Source organism: Streptomyces pseudovenezuelae (assembly GCF_029892565.1).
GTDB lineage: Bacteria > Actinomycetota > Actinomycetes > Streptomycetales > Streptomycetaceae > Streptomyces > Streptomyces pseudovenezuelae_A.
Map to the genome: position 1 here is coordinate 283,827 of NZ_JARXVH010000006.1, position 15,965 is coordinate 299,791.

The 15,965-nt window shown below is 69.0% G+C and carries 17 protein-coding genes; 16 read left to right on the plus strand and 1 reads right to left on the minus strand.

The genetic code is table 11. The features are described 5' to 3' along the window. Positions 1-49: 49 nt before the first annotated feature. The 6 genes from arc to prcA all read left to right on the plus strand — a co-directional run bounded on the left by arc (position 50) and on the right by prcA (position 6,262). The gene (gene arc / locus M2283_RS21165; protein WP_280877881.1) at positions 50-1,816 is read left to right on the plus strand and encodes a proteasome ATPase; all 1,767 of its coding nucleotides are present in this window, start codon (positions 50-52) and stop codon (positions 1,814-1,816) included. Positions 1,817-2,060: 244 nt separating this feature from the next. Further along, a complete protein-coding gene (dop, locus tag M2283_RS21170) occupies positions 2,061-3,572 on the plus strand; it encodes a depupylase/deamidase Dop (protein WP_280877882.1) in 1,512 nt (503 codons plus the stop codon). A gap of 189 nt (positions 3,573-3,761) precedes the next feature. Continuing rightward, positions 3,762-3,980, plus strand: coding sequence for a ubiquitin-like protein Pup (locus M2283_RS21175; RefSeq protein ID WP_011027899.1), 219 nt, complete (start codon positions 3,762-3,764; stop codon positions 3,978-3,980). 49 nt (positions 3,981-4,029) lie between these two features. After that, positions 4,030-4,635 (plus strand): endonuclease VII domain-containing protein, encoded by a 606-nt coding sequence (locus tag M2283_RS21180; RefSeq protein ID WP_280877883.1) that lies wholly within the window; start codon positions 4,030-4,032, stop codon positions 4,633-4,635. Then, positions 4,587-5,432, plus strand: a complete 846-nt coding sequence (prcB, locus tag M2283_RS21185) for a proteasome subunit beta (RefSeq protein WP_280877884.1) — start codon at positions 4,587-4,589, stop codon at positions 5,430-5,432. The genes M2283_RS21180 and prcB overlap by 49 nt, the downstream gene beginning before the upstream one ends. 71 nt (positions 5,433-5,503) lie before the next feature. Continuing rightward, positions 5,504-6,262, plus strand: coding sequence for a proteasome subunit alpha (gene prcA, locus M2283_RS21190; protein ID WP_280877885.1), 759 nt, complete (start codon positions 5,504-5,506; stop codon positions 6,260-6,262). A gap of 61 nt (positions 6,263-6,323) precedes the next feature. Here the strand turns inward: prcA and M2283_RS21195 are convergent, their stop codons facing one another. Then, positions 6,324-7,340 carry a LacI family DNA-binding transcriptional regulator gene (locus tag M2283_RS21195; RefSeq protein ID WP_280877886.1) on the minus strand — a complete coding sequence of 339 codons (1,017 nt, stop codon included), beginning with the start codon at positions 7,338-7,340 and terminating at the stop codon, positions 6,324-6,326. 105 nt (positions 7,341-7,445) lie between these two features. On the opposite strand from M2283_RS21195, the gene M2283_RS21200 reads away from it, so the two are divergent. The 10 genes from M2283_RS21200 to tatC all read left to right on the plus strand — a co-directional run bounded on the left by M2283_RS21200 (position 7,446) and on the right by tatC (position 15,872). Continuing rightward, complete coding sequence (locus M2283_RS21200) at positions 7,446-8,705, plus strand: MFS transporter (RefSeq protein WP_280877887.1); 1,260 nt, start codon at positions 7,446-7,448, stop codon at positions 8,703-8,705. A gap of 9 nt (positions 8,706-8,714) precedes the next feature. After that, positions 8,715-10,076: a Pup--protein ligase gene (pafA, locus tag M2283_RS21205; RefSeq protein WP_124002698.1), complete on the plus strand. Its 1,362-nt coding sequence runs from the start codon at positions 8,715-8,717 to the stop codon at positions 10,074-10,076. 135 nt (positions 10,077-10,211) lie between these two features. Then, complete coding sequence (locus M2283_RS21210; RefSeq protein ID WP_280877888.1) at positions 10,212-11,222, plus strand: FKBP-type peptidyl-prolyl cis-trans isomerase; 1,011 nt, start codon at positions 10,212-10,214, stop codon at positions 11,220-11,222. A 60-nt stretch (positions 11,223-11,282) separates the two neighbouring features. Then, on the plus strand, positions 11,283-11,654 hold the full coding sequence (locus M2283_RS21215; RefSeq protein ID WP_124002700.1) for an FKBP-type peptidyl-prolyl cis-trans isomerase: 372 nt from the start codon (positions 11,283-11,285) through the stop codon (positions 11,652-11,654). A 130-nt stretch (positions 11,655-11,784) separates the two neighbouring features. Then, positions 11,785-12,738 carry a helix-turn-helix transcriptional regulator gene (locus M2283_RS21220; protein WP_280877889.1) on the plus strand — a complete coding sequence of 318 codons (954 nt, stop codon included), beginning with the start codon at positions 11,785-11,787 and terminating at the stop codon, positions 12,736-12,738. A gap of 18 nt (positions 12,739-12,756) precedes the next feature. After that, positions 12,757-13,821, plus strand: coding sequence for a helix-turn-helix transcriptional regulator (locus M2283_RS21225; RefSeq protein ID WP_280877890.1), 1,065 nt, complete (start codon positions 12,757-12,759; stop codon positions 13,819-13,821). Next, a complete protein-coding gene (locus tag M2283_RS21230) occupies positions 13,818-14,111 on the plus strand; it encodes a hypothetical protein (protein ID WP_280877891.1) in 294 nt (97 codons plus the stop codon). The genes M2283_RS21225 and M2283_RS21230 overlap by 4 nt, the downstream gene beginning before the upstream one ends. Positions 14,112-14,130: 19 nt before the next feature. After that, the gene (locus M2283_RS21235; RefSeq protein WP_280877892.1) at positions 14,131-14,325 is read left to right on the plus strand and encodes a hypothetical protein; all 195 of its coding nucleotides are present in this window, start codon (positions 14,131-14,133) and stop codon (positions 14,323-14,325) included. A 261-nt stretch (positions 14,326-14,586) separates the two neighbouring features. Then, a complete protein-coding gene (tatA, locus tag M2283_RS21240; protein ID WP_280877893.1) occupies positions 14,587-14,874 on the plus strand; it encodes a Sec-independent protein translocase subunit TatA in 288 nt (95 codons plus the stop codon). A 47-nt stretch (positions 14,875-14,921) separates the two neighbouring features. Continuing rightward, entirely contained in the window at positions 14,922-15,872 is a 951-nt protein-coding gene (gene tatC / locus M2283_RS21245) for a twin-arginine translocase subunit TatC (protein ID WP_280877894.1), read from the plus strand. The last annotated feature ends 93 nt before the right edge of the window (positions 15,873-15,965 follow it).

A 15,965-nucleotide genomic window follows, 5' to 3' on the forward strand; every position in this document is an offset into this window, starting at 1 on the left:
CCAGGTAGGGTCTGGAAGCGTCCAGCTCCCCTTGGAGGAGGTGAGGACCGTGGCAGCCCACGACGACGACATGAACCGCGGCATCCGCCCGGGACGAGGGTCCGACGACCCGGCCGGGCAGATTGCCTACCTTGAGCAGGAGATCGCCGTCCTGCGACGCAAGCTCGCCGACTCTCCGCGACACACGAGGATTCTCGAAGAGCGGATCGTCGAGCTGCAGACCAACTTGGCCGGCGTGTCCGCCCAGAACGAGCGACTCGCCAACACCCTCCGTGAGGCCCGCGACCAGATCGTGGCCCTCAAGGAGGAGGTCGACCGGCTCGCACAGCCCCCGGCCGGCTTCGGTGTCTTCCTCGAGGCCAACGAGGACGGTACGGCCGACATCTTCACCGGCGGGCGCAAGCTGCGGGTGAACGTCAGCCCCAGTGTCGAGCTCGACGAGCTCAGGCGCGGCCAGGAAGTGATGCTCAACGAAGCGCTCAACGTGGTCGAGGCCATGGAGTACGAGAGCGTCGGAGACATCGTCACCCTCAAGGAGATCCTCGAGGACGGCGTACGTGCCCTGGTGCAGGGACACACCGACGAGGAGAGGGTGGTCCGGCTCGCCGAGCCGCTCCTCGACGTCGTCATCCGCCCCGGCGACGCCCTTCTGCTCGAACCCCGCTCCGGCTACGTCTACGAGGTCGTCCCCAAGAGCGAGGTCGAGGAACTCGTCCTCGAAGAGGTGCCCGACATCGGCTACGAGCAGATCGGCGGTCTGGGCGGCCAGATCGAGATGATCCGCGACGCGGTCGAGCTCCCGTACCTCTACCCGGACCTCTTCAAGGAGCACGAACTGCGGCCGCCCAAGGGCGTTCTGCTGTACGGGCCCCCCGGATGCGGCAAGACGCTCATCGCCAAGGCCGTCGCCAACTCGCTGGCCAAGAAGGTCGCCGAGGTGACCGGCCAGGCCGCCGGCAAGAGCTTCTTCCTCAACATCAAGGGTCCCGAACTCCTCAACAAGTACGTCGGTGAGACCGAGCGTCAGATCCGCCTCGTCTTCCAGCGTGCACGTGAGAAGGCCAGCGAGGGCACGCCCGTCATCGTCTTCTTCGACGAGATGGAGTCCCTGTTCCGCACCCGTGGTTCCGGTGTCAGCTCGGACGTGGAGAACACCATCGTCCCGCAGCTGCTCGCCGAGATCGACGGTGTCGAGGGCCTGCAGAACGTGGTCGTGATCGGTGCCTCCAACCGTGAGGACATGATCGACCCCGCCATCCTGCGCCCCGGCCGCCTGGACGTGAAGATCAAGATCGAGCGTCCGGACGCCGAGGCCGCGAAGGACATCTTCGGCAAGTACCTCACCGAGCGCCTCCCGTTGCACCCCGAGGACCTCGGCGAGCACGGCGGCAGCAAGACGACCACCGTCGAGAGCATGATCCAGACGGCCGTCGAGCACATGTACACGGAATCCGAGGAGAACCGCTTCCTGGAGGTCACCTACGCCAACGGTGACAAGGAAGTCCTCTACTTCAAGGACTTCAACTCCGGCGCCATGATCGAGAACATCGTGGGCCGCGCCAAGAAGATGGCCATCAAGGACTTCCTCGACAACAAGCAGAAGGGCATCCGCGTCTCGCACCTCCTCCAGGCCTGCGTGGACGAGTTCAAGGAGAACGAGGACCTGCCCAACACCACCAACCCGGACGACTGGGCCCGGATCTCCGGAAAGAAGGGCGAGCGGATCGTCTACATCCGTACCCTCATCACCGGAAAGCAGGGGGCGGACACCGGACGCTCCATCGACACGGTGGCGAACACCGGTCAGTACCTGTAGAAGACAGGGCGGCTGCGGGTGCCCTCAGTGGGTACCCGCAGCCGACTGTTTTTCAGGCCACGACCGGAACAAAGGCGAGCAAGGCAATGACGCAAATGATCTCCCCACCAGTGCAAAGCCGTTCTAGGCTCTTCGGTACCGCCGAGTCGCGCAGTGCGGGGACGGGCACCGCACACGCACCGGAGCGCCAGCGGTACTTGAGCGACGTCCCCGACCGAGGACGCCGCCGGGCAAGGAGGGCCGCATGACCGTACGGCGAGTAATGGGCATCGAGACGGAGTACGGCATCTCCGTTCCCGGTCACCCCAACGCCAATGCCATGCTCACCTCGTCCCAGATCGTCAACGCCTACGCGGCGGCGATGCACCGGGCCCGACGGGCCCGCTGGGACTTCGAGGAGGAGAACCCGCTGCGCGACGCGCGAGGCTTCGACCTCGCCCGGGAGGCCGCCGACTCGAGCCAGCTCACCGACGAGGACATCGGCCTGGCCAATGTCATCCTCACCAACGGCGCACGGCTCTACGTCGACCACGCACACCCGGAGTACAGCTCTCCCGAAGTCACCAACCCCATGGACGCCGTCCTGTGGGACAAGGCCGGCGAGCGCATCATGGCGGAGGCCGCCGAGCGCGCGGCCCAACTCCCGGGCGCGCAGCCGATCCACCTCTACAAGAACAACACCGACAACAAGGGCGCCTCCTACGGCACGCACGAGAACTATCTGATGAAGCGGGAAACCCCCTTCTCGGACATCGTGCGCCACCTCACGCCCTTCTTCGTCTCCCGTCAGGTCGTCACCGGAGCGGGCCGCGTCGGCATCGGCCAGGACGGGCACGAGCACGGCTTCCAGCTCAGCCAGCGCGCCGACTACTTCGAGGTCGAGGTCGGCCTGGAGACCACCCTCAAGCGACCGATCATCAACACGCGCGACGAGCCGCACGCGGACGCCGAGAAGTACCGCCGCCTGCACGTGATCATCGGCGACGCGAACCTCTCCGAGATCTCGACGTACCTGAAGCTCGGCACCACCGCCCTCGTGCTCTCCATGATCGAGGACGGCTTCATCGCGGTGGACCTGGCCGTGGACCAGCCGGTCCGCACGCTCCACCAGGTCTCCCACGACCCGACGCTCAAGCGCCTGGTCACGCTCCGCAGCGGCCGCACGCTGACCGCGGTCCAGCTCCAGATGGAGTACTTCGAGCTGTCGCGCAAATACGTGGAGGAGCGTTACGGCGCGGACGCGGACGATCAGACGAAGGACGTCCTGGCCCGCTGGGAGGACACCCTCAACCGCCTGGAGAACGACCCGATGAGCCTGGCCGGCGAGCTGGACTGGGTCGCCAAGCGGGAGCTCATGGAGGGCTACCGGCGCCGCGACGGCCTCGACTGGGACGCCGCCCGGCTGCAACTGGTCGACCTGCAGTACGCCGACGTACGGGCCGAGAAGGGCCTTTACAACCGTCTGGCCGCCCGCGGCCGGATCAAGCGGCTGCTGGGCGAGGAGGACGTCGAGCGGGCCCGTACGAAGCCTCCGGAGGACACGCGCGCGTACTTCCGCGGGCGCTGTCTGGAGCAGTACGCGGACGACGTGGCGGCGGCCTCCTGGGACTCGGTGATCTTCGACCTGCCGGGCCGTGACTCCCTGCAGCGGGTGCCAACCCTGGAACCGCTACGCGGAACGCGAAATCACGTCAAGGAGCTCCTGGACCGCTGTCGCACCGCGGAAGACCTGGTCAGGGTGCTTTCGGGCGGCTGAGCGGGTACCCGGACGGTGTCCGCCGGACAGGGTGGAAAGTCCGCCGTCCGGGAATCATCGAGGTGGCCCCCGTACGTTGAGGAAACAGCGGGGCCGATGTCGGACCCGGCTTGTAGGGTCTGATCATCACCGATCGGCAGGAATGCCGACCTGTCGACCATGTCGGGCGAACTGAGCGGGGTGAGGGTTATGGCAACCAAGGACACCGGCGGCGGCCAGCAGAAGGCGACACGCTCCACGGAAGAGGTCGAGGAGCAGGCGCAGGACGCGCAGGCTTCGGAGGACCTCAAGGAGCGCCAGGAGAAGCTGAGCGACGACGTCGACTCTGTGCTGGACGAGATCGACGATGTACTCGAGGAAAACGCAGAGGATTTCGTGCGGTCATTCGTGCAAAAAGGCGGAGAGTAAAGGCTGCTTGGCCACCTCGCCTTCGAATTGAAGAGAGCGGGGGGTGGAGATGGCTGACGACGCAAACGCGAAGCAATGCAGGAAGTGTGGCCGAGGCCTGCCTCTTGCTGTATTCGCGAGGGACAAGAACCGGCGTGACGGCCTCCAGGTGCACTGCCGGGAGTGCGTGGCGGAGTACAGCGCCGCGCACTACCGGAGGCGCCAGGAGGCCGCGGGTAGGACTGTCCGGGAGAAGACGGATGTCCCGGCCGGACACAAGCTGTGCCGGACGTGCGGCGAGGTCAAGCCGCACGGCGAGTGGCATCGCAATGCAACTGCGTCCGACGGCCTGTCGACGCGCTGCAAGGCGTGCCGGGCGGTCCAGAGCAGGCGGGACCATCTGAAGCGCCAGTACGGCATCACCGAAGCTGTACGGGACGAGCTGATCGTCTCTCAAGGGGGCGTCTGCTGCATATGTTTGGCGGCTGTGCCCGAGCATGTGGATCACTGCCATCAGACGGGTAGGGTCCGAGGCGTACTGTGCTTCAGCTGCAATGCCGCACTGGGGCAGTTCAAGGATCGGCCCGATCCCATAAGGCGGGCTGCTGCTTACGTGGAAGGAATCGCGTGGAAGCCAACACTCGTAGCACCGGGCGTCTACCAGCTGCCTTCCTGACGCCGGGATCCTCGTCCTTCATGGACTTCCTGTCCGACCATCAGCCCGACATGCTGCCGGGCAAGCGTCAACTGCCCGCCGTCCAGGGTGTGATCGAGGCGCCCCACGGCACGACCATCGTGGCCGTGACCTTCCCGGGCGGTGTCGTGCTCGCCGGTGACCGACGGGCCACGATGGGGAACGTGATCGCCCAGCGCGACATCGAGAAGGTGTTCCCGGCGGACGAGTACTCGGCCGTCGGCATCGCTGGTACGGCGGGCCTGGCCGTCGAGATGGTCAAGCTGTTCCAGCTGGAGCTGGAGCACTTCGAGAAGGTCGAGGGGGCCCAGCTCTCCCTGGAGGGCAAGGCGAACCGCCTGTCGACCATGATCCGTTCCAACCTCGGCATGGCCATGCAGGGCCTGGCCGTGGTCCCCCTCTTCGCGGGCTTCGACGTGGACCGCGACCGGGGCCGCATCTTCTCCTACGACGTGACGGGCGGCCGCTCCGAGGAGCACGGCTTCGCGGCCACGGGCTCCGGCTCGATCTTCGCGCGCGGCGCCATGAAGAAGCTCTACCGTGACGACCTGAACGAGGCGGAGGCCACGACTCTCGTGGTCCAGGCCCTCTACGACGCGGCAGACGACGACTCGGCGACCGGCGGTCCCGATGTCGCCCGCCGGATCTATCCGATCGTCACCGTGATCACCGACGACGGCTTCCGCCGGCTCACCGACGAGGAGTCCTCCGAGATCGCCCGCTCGATCCTGGCGCGGCGCCTGGAGCAGCCGGACGGCCCCCGGGCCGCGCTGCTGTAGTCGGCACCCGGTGCTAGCAAGGTGATCCAGTGAACTCGACGGAACCCTCCGAAGAAAGGGACGGATAGCCGGTGTCGACGCCGTTCTATGTCTCACCCCAGCAGGCCATGGCCGACCGGGCCGAGTACGCCCGCAAGGGCATCGCGCGCGGCCGCAGCCTGGTCGTGATCCAGTACGCCGACGGCATCGTCTTCGTCGGCGAGAACCCCTCCCGTGCGCTGCACAAGTTCAGCGAGATCTACGACCGGATCGGCTTCGCGGCCGCGGGCAAGTACAACGAGTACGAGAACCTCCGCATCGGCGGCGTGCGCTATGCCGACCTGCGGGGTTACACCTATGACCGGGACGATGTGACCGCCCGCGGTCTCGCCAACGTCTACGCCCAGACGCTGGGCACGATCTTCTCCAGCGCGGCCGAGAAGCCGTACGAGGTGGAGCTGGTGGTCGCCGAGGTCGGCGACACGCCTGAGGGCGACCAGATCTACCGGCTGCCGCACGACGGTTCGATCGTGGACGAGCACGGCTCGGTCGCGGTCGGTGGCAACGCCGAGTTGATCAGCAACTACCTGGACCAGCGTCACCAGGAGGGCATGACCCTCGCGGAGGCTCTGAAGCTGGCCGTGCAGGCCCTGTCCCGCGAGTCCAACGGCACGCAGCGGGACATCCCCGCCGAGCGCCTGGAGGTCGCGGTCCTGGACCGTACGCGCCCGCAGCAGCGCAAGTTCAAGCGCATCGTCGGCCGTCAGCTCTCGCGTCTGCTGGACGCGGACGGCTCGGCGACCGCCACCACGGACGACGCCTCCGACGAGGAGCCCTCCGAGGAGGAGTGACACCCGCTTCACCCCGCCCACTGTGTGCCCCGGCCGTCGACACGGCCGGGGCACAGGGCGTTCAGGAGGCGCTGGGGGGTGCTGTGGAGCCCCGTACGACGAGTTCGACCGGGATGTCGCCCGCCTCGGGCGTGCGGCCCTCCAGGACGGCCAGCAGCGCCCGCATGCCGTGTTCGCCGAACAGCTCGGCGTCCAGCCGTACGGTCGTCAGCTCGGGGTCGAGGGCCGTGGCCAGGGCGAGGTCGTCCAGGCCGGTGACGGAGAGGTCGTCGGGGACGCGCAGGCCCAGGCGCCTGGCCGCCTTGTAGGCGCCGGCCGCCAGCTTGTCGTCGTCGCACACCAGCGCCGTGGGCCGGGGCCCGGGCGCCGAGAGGGCGGCCGAGGCGGCGGCCAGGGCGTCGTCGATGGAGATCGGCGCGCGGACGGTGCGCACGGACGTGCCGGGCACCGCGCCGACCCGGGCGGCCAGTTCACGCGCGCGTACCTCGAAGGTCCAGGACGGCACGTCGGCCGCGAGATGCAGGAAGCGCCGGTGGCCGAGGTCCAACAGGTGCTCGGCGACCTGGCGGACGCCGTCGGTGATGTCCAGGTTCACCGTGGCCGCGCCCAGGCTGCCCTCGGGGTCGCTGTCGAGCATCACCAGGGGCAGTTGGTCGCCCCGGATCGCCGTGAGGGCGTCGGCGGCCATGGAGGAGGCGATGACGCCGTCCAGGGCCGCCTGGGCGGACGCGAAGGGGTCTCTTGCCGGGCCGATGCCCTCGGGGGAGGGGTAGAGCACCACGCCGAAGCCGTGGTCCGCGGCCACCCGGGCCGCGCCCGTGTAGACGCCGGCGAAGAACTCGGTGGTCAGCGCGGGCACGACCAGGAGCACGGTCCGGGTGCGGCCCAGGCGCAGGTTGCGCGCGGCGAGGTTGGGCCGGTAGCCCAGGTCGCGCGCGGCCTCCCGGACCCGCTCGGCGGTCGTCTCCGAGACCCGGCCCCGCCACTTGTCGCCGAGCACGAGGGAGACCGCCGCCTGGGATACCCCGGCGGCCTGGGCGACGTCACGGCTCGTGGGGCGGGTGCTGCCTCGTGCCACCGTCGGCCTGCTCCTTCGTCTGGACTCGTGAACAGCGCACATGGTACGTATGAGAGCGGACGTTATACGTAAAACTTCCGGCGTTGCGGGTGAGAGGAAGCGGACATGGCTGCGGGATACGTGGAGATCCTCAGGGCTCGGCACGCCGCACGCCTGCTCGCCGGCACGCTCGTGGGCCGGCTGCCGTGCGCGGTCGCCGCGATCGCCATCGTGCTGTTCGTCCGCTCCGAGGGCGGCACCTACAGCCTCGCGGGCGGGCTCGCCGCCGCGTACGGCGTCGCCAACGCCGTGGGGCAGCCGCTCCTCGGCCGGTTCGTGGACCTGTACGGGCAGCCGCGCGTCCAGCTGCCCGCCGCGCTGCTCTCCGCGCTCGCCATGTCCGCCTTCGCCTTCACCGGTACCGACCCGCTGGCGCTCGCCTACGTGTGCGTGGCGCTCTCCGGACTCTTCACGCCTCCTCTGGAGGGCGGTCTGCGGGCGCTGTGGTCGTCGGTCCTGCCCGGCGAGGGTCAGGTGCAGACGGCGTACGCGATGGACGCCGTCGCCCAGGAAGTCATGTTCACCGCCGGCCCGTTGCTGGTGACCCTGTGCGTGTCGCTGTGGTCGGCGCAGGCGGCGCTCGTGCTCATCAACGTCGTCGGCTTACTGGGCGCCCTCTCGGTGGTCGTCTCGCCGCCCTCGCGCGCGTGGCGCTCGGCGCCGCGCGAGGCGCACTGGCTCGGCGCGCTGCGCTCGCCCGGACTGCTCGTCCTGCTCGGCGCGTTCCTCGCCGTGGGCATCGCGCTCGGCTCGATCACGGTCGCCGCCATGTCCTACGCCGACGACCACGGCGGGGACGCGGTGTACGGCTGGCTGATGGCCGGCATCGGCCTCGGCGCGCTCGTCGGCGGCACGGCGTACGGCGCGCGGCAGTGGAGCGGGCCGCCGGAGCGTCGACTGCGGGTGCTGGTCGCCCTTCTGGCGGTGTGTTACCTGCCGCTCGCGCTGACGCCGGGCCCGGTCGCCATGACGGCGCTCACGGCCGTCGCCGGGCTCTTCCTCGCGCCCTGTCTCGCCTGCGCGTTCGTCCTCGTCGACCGGCACGCGCCGCGCGGCACGGTCACCGAGGCGTTCTCCTGGATCGTGACCACGTTCACGGTGGGTTCCTCGGTCGGAACGGGCCTCGCGGGCCCGGTCGTCGAGTGGGGCGGGGCGGTGTGGGGCTTCGCCGTGCCGGGTGCCGCGGGGGCCGTATCGCTGCTGGTTCTGCTGGCCACCGGACGGGTCCTCGCAGCTCCCGCAGGGGGCGCGGTCGTTGCGGCTTCATCGGAAAATGATCCAAACCGTGTGGTCGAACCCCGTTTCAGCTCAGGGGATCGGGCGTAATGTTCAGTCATGGACCGCCGCATTTTCGGGCTGGAGAACGAGTACGGCGTCACATGTACGTTCAGGGGACAGCGACGCCTGTCTCCCGACGAGGTGGCGCGGTACCTCTTCCGCCGTGTCGTGTCATGGGGCCGAAGCAGCAATGTCTTTCTGCGGAACGGCGCCCGCCTCTATCTCGACGTGGGATCACATCCGGAATACGCGACACCGGAATGTGACAACGTGACCGAACTGGTCACCCACGACAAGGCCGGCGAGCGCATTCTCGAAGGACTCCTGGTGGACGCGGAACGACGCCTGCACGAGGAAGGAATCGCGGGCGACGTCTACCTCTTCAAGAACAACACCGACTCGGCGGGCAACTCCTACGGGTGCCACGAGAACTATCTCGTCGCCCGGCACGGGGAGTTCTCCCGGCTCGCGGACATCCTCATTCCGTTCCTGGTCACGCGTCAGCTTCTGTGCGGGGCGGGCAAGGTGCTGCAGACCCCGCGCGGTGCGGTGTACTGCGTGAGCCAGCGGGCCGAGCACATCTGGGAGGGCGTCTCCTCGGCGACGACCCGCTCCCGGCCCATCATCAACACGCGCGACGAACCGCACGCGGACGCCGAGCGCTACCGCCGTCTGCACGTCATCGTCGGCGACTCGAACATGTCCGAGACGACCATGCTGCTCAAGGTCGGCGCCACCGACCTGGTGCTGCGCATGATCGAGGCGGGCACCGTGATGCGCGACCTGACCCTGGAGAACCCGATCCGGGCGATCCGCGAGGTCAGCCACGACATCACCGGCCGGCGCAAGGTGCGCCTGGCCAGCGGCCGCGAGGCCTCCGCCCTCGAGGTGCAGCGCGAGTACTACGAGAAGGCCGTGGACTTCGTCGAGCGGCGTGGCATCCGCACCGGCGTCGTGGACCAGGTCCTGGAGCTGTGGGGCCGCACGCTGGACTCGATCGAGGCCGAGGACCTCGACCGGATCGGCACCGAGATCGACTGGGTCATGAAGTACAAGCTCATCGAGCGGTACCGGGCCAAGCACAACATGACCATGTCCCACCCGCGCGTCGCGCAGATCGACCTCGCCTACCACGACATCCACCGTCGGCGCGGCCTGTACTACCTCCTGGAGCGCAAGGGCCAAGCGGCCAGGATCTGCAACGACTTGAAGATCTTCGAGGGCAAGTCCGTGCCCCCGCAGACCACTCGGGCCCGACTGCGCGGCGACTTCATCCGCCGCGCCCAGGAGCAGCGCCGGGACTTCACCGTCGACTGGGTCCACCTCAAGCTCAACGACCAGGCGCAGCGCACCGTGTTGTGCAAGGACCCGTTCCGTTCCGTCGACGACCGGGTGGAGAAGCTGATCGCGGGAATGTGAGTGATGTGAACAACGCGTTCCGGTGACGGACCGGAACGCAACACGGGCGCCGCACGTTTCCAGTGCGGCGCCCTTCTCACGCCGTAGAGTTGCGCGCACGCCATCATCAAGATCGACCGATACGAGGCCTTAACCGTGCGCCGACGCTCCCTACTGATTGCCGTACCCGCAGGACTGGTCACGCTCGCCGGATGCGGTGACGACGACAAGTCCGACTCGAGCAAGGCCAGCGACAGCCCGTCGCCGACCCCCTCGGGCTCGGCCACGTCGGCCCCGCCGCCACCGAAGATCGTCGACGGCCCGCTGCCGGCCATCACGGCGGGTACGAAGCTCGGTACGAAGCCGACCGTCGCCAAGGGCACCGGCGACCCGTCGAAGCAGCTCGCGGTCAAGACGGTCATCGCGGGAGGCGGCAAGACCGTCGCGGAGAACGACTTCATCCAGGCCCACTACCTCGGCCAGGTCTGGTCCACGGCGAAGGTCTTCGACAACTCCTACGACCGCAAGACCCCGTTGGTCATCCAGCTCGCCGAGGGCGGCATCATCGACGGCTGGCGCTACGCCCTGACGGGCAAGAAGTCCGGCAGCCGCGTCGAGTTCTCCGTACCGCCCACCTGGGGCTACGGCACGAAGGGCAACGCACAGGCGGGCATCAAGGGCACCGACACCCTGGTGTTCGTGGTCGACATCCAGGACACGTTCAACTCCAAGAGCTCCGCCAAGGGCACCGACGCCGCCCAGAGTGACGCGGCGCTGCCGAAGGTCGGCACCAACACCGACGGCAAGGCGCCCTCCATCGACATCCCCAAGGGGAAGGCGCCCACCAAACTCGTGGCGGAGTACGTCATCGAGGGCGACGGCGACGAGGTCGCCGCCGACTCCAGCGTGCTCGTCCAGTACAAGGGCGTCCTGTGGGACACGGGCAAGGAGTTCGACTCGACGTACAGCCGCAGCGCGCTCACGTCGTTCTCCCTGGAGCAGGTCGTCAAGGGCTGGGCGCAGGGCCTGACCGGCAAGAAGGTCGGCAGCCGCGTCCTCATCGTCATCCCGCCGAGCCTGGGCTACGGCGACAGCCCGCCGGCCGGCAGCGGCATCAAGAAGGACTCCGTGCTGGTCTTCTCGGTCGACATCCTGGCGAAGATGTAGCACCGGCGAGGTGTAAGACTGTGTGTGTTGCCTTTCCGCAGACAAGCAGGAGCTAGAGACGTGAGCATCGAGAAGCCCGAGATCGACTTCCCGGGCGGCGAGCCCCCGGCGGACCTGGAGATCAAGGACATCTGGGAGGGCGACGGCGCGGTGGCCCAGGCGGGCCAGACCGTCACCGTCCACTACGTCGGCGTGGCCTTCAGCACCGGCGAGGAGTTCGACGCCAGCTGGAACCGCGGCACCCCGTTCCGCTTCCCGCTCGGCGGCGGCCGTGTCATCAAGGGCTGGGACCAGGGCGTCCAGGGCATGAAGGTCGGCGGCCGTCGCCAGCTGACCATCCCGGCCCACCTCGCCTACGGCAACCAGAGCCCGACCCCGGCGATCAAGCCCGGCGAGACCCTGATCTTCGTGGTCGACCTGGTCGGCGTCTGATCCACGGATCCGACCGGACCCGATCAGCCGGGGCCCATGCCTGTCCGGGCATGGGCCTCGGCTTTTGCCGCGCCACCGCGGGGCGGTACGGTCAACGTCCGTAAGCACCATAGGGAGGCGAAGGGCGTCGATGGCCATTGCCAAGGCCGAGCGGCTGATGAACCTGGCGCTGTGTCTGCTCGGGACGCGGCGGCCGCTCAGCAAGCGTGAGCTGCGCGAGTCCATCGAGGCCTATCTCGAAGCGGGCAGTGACGACTCCTTCAACCGGATGTTCGAGCGGGACAAGGACGATCTGCGCGAACTCGGCCTGGTCATCGAGACGGTGGAGAACCTGGACGGCGAGATGGGCTACCTGGCCCGCCGCGACAGCAACCGCCTCCCGCCCATCACCCTGGACGCCGAGGAGGCCGCCGCCCTCGGCCTCGCCGCCAAGGTCTGGCAACAGGCCCGGCTCGCCGGCGCGGCCAGCGGCGCCCTGCAGAAACTGCGCGCGGCCGGACTGCCCGAAGACGTCGACCCGTACGAGGCGCACGGCGCCCTGGAGCCCCGAATCCCGGTGCACGAGGTGGCGTTCGAGCCGCTGATGCTGGCCTGCCGCGACCGTCGCCCGGTCGTCTTCGACTACCGCAAGGCCACCGCCGCCCACCCCGAGCCCCGCCATGTGGAGCCGTGGGCGCTGGAGTGCTGGCGCGGACACTGGTACCTGGCCGGCTGGGACCGCGACCGCAGTGCCGAGCGGGTCTTCCGGCTCTCCCGGATCACCGGCCGAGTGCGCAGCCGCACCGGGAAGTTCACCGCCGAGATCCCCGATGTCGTCACCGTCCGGGAGACCGTGGCGAGTTGGGCAGGGGAGAACGCCGACCGGTCCGCGCTGATCAGGCTGCGGGCGGGCGCCGGTTACCCCCTTCGGGCGAAGGCCTCCGCGGTGCGGGAACTCGGCGACGGCTGGGACGAGTTGGAGATTCCGTACGGGCACGGGCTGGACGCCTGGCTGGTGGAGTTCGGGCCGGACGTGGTGGTCCTGGAGCCGGCCGAGCTGCGCGCGGACGTGGTGGACCGGCTGCGAGCCGTGGCCAAGGGCTGAGGGGGAGCGGACAACACAGTGGCAGGCAAACCGGTCAGGCCAACGAGCGCCATCGACCAGACCCGGCGGATGCTTTCGCTGGTGACGTATCTGAGGGAGCGGCCGGGCGCGCGCGTGGAGGACGTCGCCCGGGCGTTCGGGATCACCGAGGACGAGCTCGTCTCCGACCTCGACGTGCTGCCCATGTGCGGCACCAGCTTCCGGGGCGGCGACCTCCTGGACATCGACACCGACGGCGACCGCATCTGGTGGCACAACCCCGCCGCCCTCGGCGAGGAGGCGGCCGAGCCGCTGCGGCTGGCCGCCGACGAGGCGACCGCGCTGCTGGTGGCGGGCCGGGCCGTGTCCACCCTGCCGGGGCTGCGCGAGAGCGACCGGCAGGCGCTGCTGCGGGCCACCGCCAAGGTGGAGACCGCGGCAGGCGAGGCCGCGGGCGCCAGCTCCCGCCTCTCGGTGACCTTCGAGGCCGAGGGCGGCGTCTTCGCGGACGTCGACCGGGCCATCTCCGAGCGCCGCCGGCTGTGGATCCGCTACTACTCGCCGGCCCGCGACGAACTCACCGAGCGCGAGATCGACCCCATCCGCCTGGTCAGCGTCGGGCACACGTACGTCGAGGCCTGGTGCCGCCGCTCCGAGGCGCGCCGCACCTTCCGGCTCGACCGGGTCGCCGAGATCCGCATCCTGGACGAGGCGTCCGCGCCGCCCGAGATGGAGCTCCGTGACCTGTCGGAGGCGCTGGTGCAGCCCGCCGCCGAGGACCCGGAGGTCGTCGTGGAGGTGGGCCCGGGCGGTCGCTGGGTCGCCGAGTACTACCCGCACGACAGTGCGGATGAGCTTCCCGACGGCGGGTTGCGTATTACCCTGCGCACCCCCGACCCGACCTCGCTGCGGCGCCTGGCGCTGCGGCTCGGGCGCGATGGCCGCATCGTCTCGCCGCACGACCTCGCCGACAGCGCCCGCCAGGCGGCCCGCGAGGCGCTGGCGGCGTACGACGGCGTCGAGGCGCAGGGCCCGCAGGGCGTCGGCACGGTTCACGACGGGACCTTCGACAAGCACCATGACAGGCAGGAGCAGGGGCTTTGAGCGAGTCGTCGATGTCCGGTGTGCAGGACATGTCGGTGGCGTCGGCCTTCGCCGGGATGAGAAGCATCTCCCCGGTGACGTTCCGGGCCGGCTGCCCGGAGTGCCGGGGCAGTTTCGAGCTCACCGCGAGCGCCCTGCGCCTGGCCATCGGCGCCACGAGCCGCACCACCTTCTACTCCTTCACCTGCCCCGACTGCGACAGTCTGGTGCGCAAGCCGGCGGGGGAGCGGATCGTCGAGCTGCTGACGGGCGGCGGGGTCAAGACCCTGCGTCTGCACTCCGCCCTCTAGACCCTCTAGGCTCGCCTCCATGTTCTGGCCGATGTTCGCGGTAGCTGTGGGTTTTTTGGGCTTGGCGGTCCTCGGGGTGCTGGCCGTACGGGTCTTCCTGGAGGCGCGGCGCCTCGGACTGCAGGTGACGGACGCCGCACGCCGGATCAACCGGGCCGCCGAGGACCTCGAGAAGGCTGCGGTGAGCACCGCGCGTACTGTCGACTCTCTGTGAGTCCCGCTGTGCGGGGCGTGTGAGTCCTGCGCCGGAGGCGTTTTGGGTCACTTCGGCCTGTCACCCTTGCCACTGTGGCAGGTACGCTGCTGGTCGCGGCCCGGCGAACGAGGCGCGGACCGCGGACCGGGAGTACGCACGGGGATTGCCTGACGTTTACCCCTGAGCGTTACGATCGCTGCCAGCACGGTCGATCGGACAGATGTCCGACCGATCGGACAGCACCCCAACCCAGCCGCCTCGGTGAGAAGGTAAAGACTTATGTTCGGAAGGCTCGGAGCCCCCGAGATCATTCTCATCCTCGTCGTCATCATCCTGCTGTTCGGCGCGAAGAAGCTTCCGGACATGGCCCGCTCGCTCGGCAAGTCCGCGCGCATCCTCAAGAGCGAGGCCAAGGCGATGAAGGACGAGGGCAACAACAGCTCCTCCGCCGCCCAGGCGCCCACCACCGGCGAGCAGACGCAGGCGCCGCGCACCATCCAGGCCTCCCCCGGAGACGTGACCAGCTCGCGCCCGGTCACCGAGCCGACGGACACCACCAAGGCCTGATGCCGGGCCGGTGACCTCCGGCCCGCCGCACGAGATGGGAACGTGGGTTGCTGAAGCCTGCCCGCAATAAGGAGAGGGATCCCGAGGGGCGGATGCCCCTCGCGGAACACCTTCGTGAGCTCCGCAACCGGCTCGCGAAGGCGATGCTGGCCATCGTTGTCGTCACGGCCGTGGCTGCCTTCTTCTACAACGACATCGTCAACATCATCACCAAACCGGTGCTCGACTCGGTCGGCTGCGGCCAGACCTTCGAACAGTTGGCGAAAACCAGCGACAAGTCCCACCAGTGTGCGCAGATCACGATCAACGGTCTGCTGACGCCGTTCACACTGGCGCTCAAGGTGTCGCTGATGGCCGGCGTCGTGCTGGCCTCCCCGGTGTGGCTCTACCAGCTGTGGGCCTTCGTCGCCCCCGGCCTGCACCGCCACGAGCGCAAGTACGCCTACGCGTTCGTCGGCACCGGCGTACCGCTGTTCCTCGGCGGCGCCTACTTCGCCTACCGGGTGCTGCCCACCACGGCGAAGGTGCTGATCGGCTTCACGCCGAAGGACGTCAACAACCTGCTGCCGCTGGACGACCTGCTCGACCTGGTCACCCGCATGGTGCTCGTCTTCGGCCTCTCCTTCGAGCTGCCGCTGCTGCTGATCATGCTCAACCTCACCGGGGTGCTGACCGGCCGGCGGATGCTCGGCTGGTGGCGCGCGATGATCATGGGCATCACCGTGTTCGCGGCCGTCGCGACACCGAGCACGGACCCGCTGACCATGCTGGCGCTGGCCGGGCCGATCTGGGTCCTGTACTTCGCCGCGGTCGTCTTCTCGCTGGTGAACGACCGGCGCAAGCGCCGTCGCGAGGCCGAGGGCCCGGACGACGACGAGGCCTCCGAGCTGGACCTCACCCCTGAGGACGTCGGCGAGATCGAGACCGTCTCGGCCACCCGCGCGTTGCCCGAGCAGGCGACCACGGACCGGGTCAACGGCTATGACGACGTGACCTGACGGCCTCTCAGCCACCCTCACCGCGCACAGCGGCCGGGGCGCCCACCGGGCGCACCCGGCCGCTGCTGCGTTGCGGACGGGCACGCCGGTCGC

What these genes read in the sequence shown, in the direction of transcription:
- M2283_RS21175 (WP_011027899.1), top strand. Translation starts at nt 3,762, where the DNA reads ATGGCAACCAAGGACACCGGCGGCGGCCAGCAGAAGGCGACACGCTCC.
- M2283_RS21200 (WP_280877887.1), top strand. Translation starts at nt 7,446, where the DNA reads ATGGCTGCGGGATACGTGGAGATCCTCAGGGCTCGGCACGCCGCACGC.
- tatA (WP_280877893.1), top strand. Translation starts at nt 14,587, where the DNA reads ATGTTCGGAAGGCTCGGAGCCCCCGAGATCATTCTCATCCTCGTCGTC.
- M2283_RS21235 (WP_280877892.1), top strand. Translation starts at nt 14,131, where the DNA reads ATGTTCTGGCCGATGTTCGCGGTAGCTGTGGGTTTTTTGGGCTTGGCG.
- M2283_RS21180 (WP_280877883.1), top strand. Translation starts at nt 4,030, where the DNA reads ATGGCTGACGACGCAAACGCGAAGCAATGCAGGAAGTGTGGCCGAGGC.
- M2283_RS21220 (WP_280877889.1), top strand. Translation starts at nt 11,785, where the DNA reads ATGGCCATTGCCAAGGCCGAGCGGCTGATGAACCTGGCGCTGTGTCTG.
- dop (WP_280877882.1), top strand. Translation starts at nt 2,061, where the DNA reads ATGACCGTACGGCGAGTAATGGGCATCGAGACGGAGTACGGCATCTCC.
- pafA (WP_124002698.1), top strand. Translation starts at nt 8,715, where the DNA reads ATGGACCGCCGCATTTTCGGGCTGGAGAACGAGTACGGCGTCACATGT.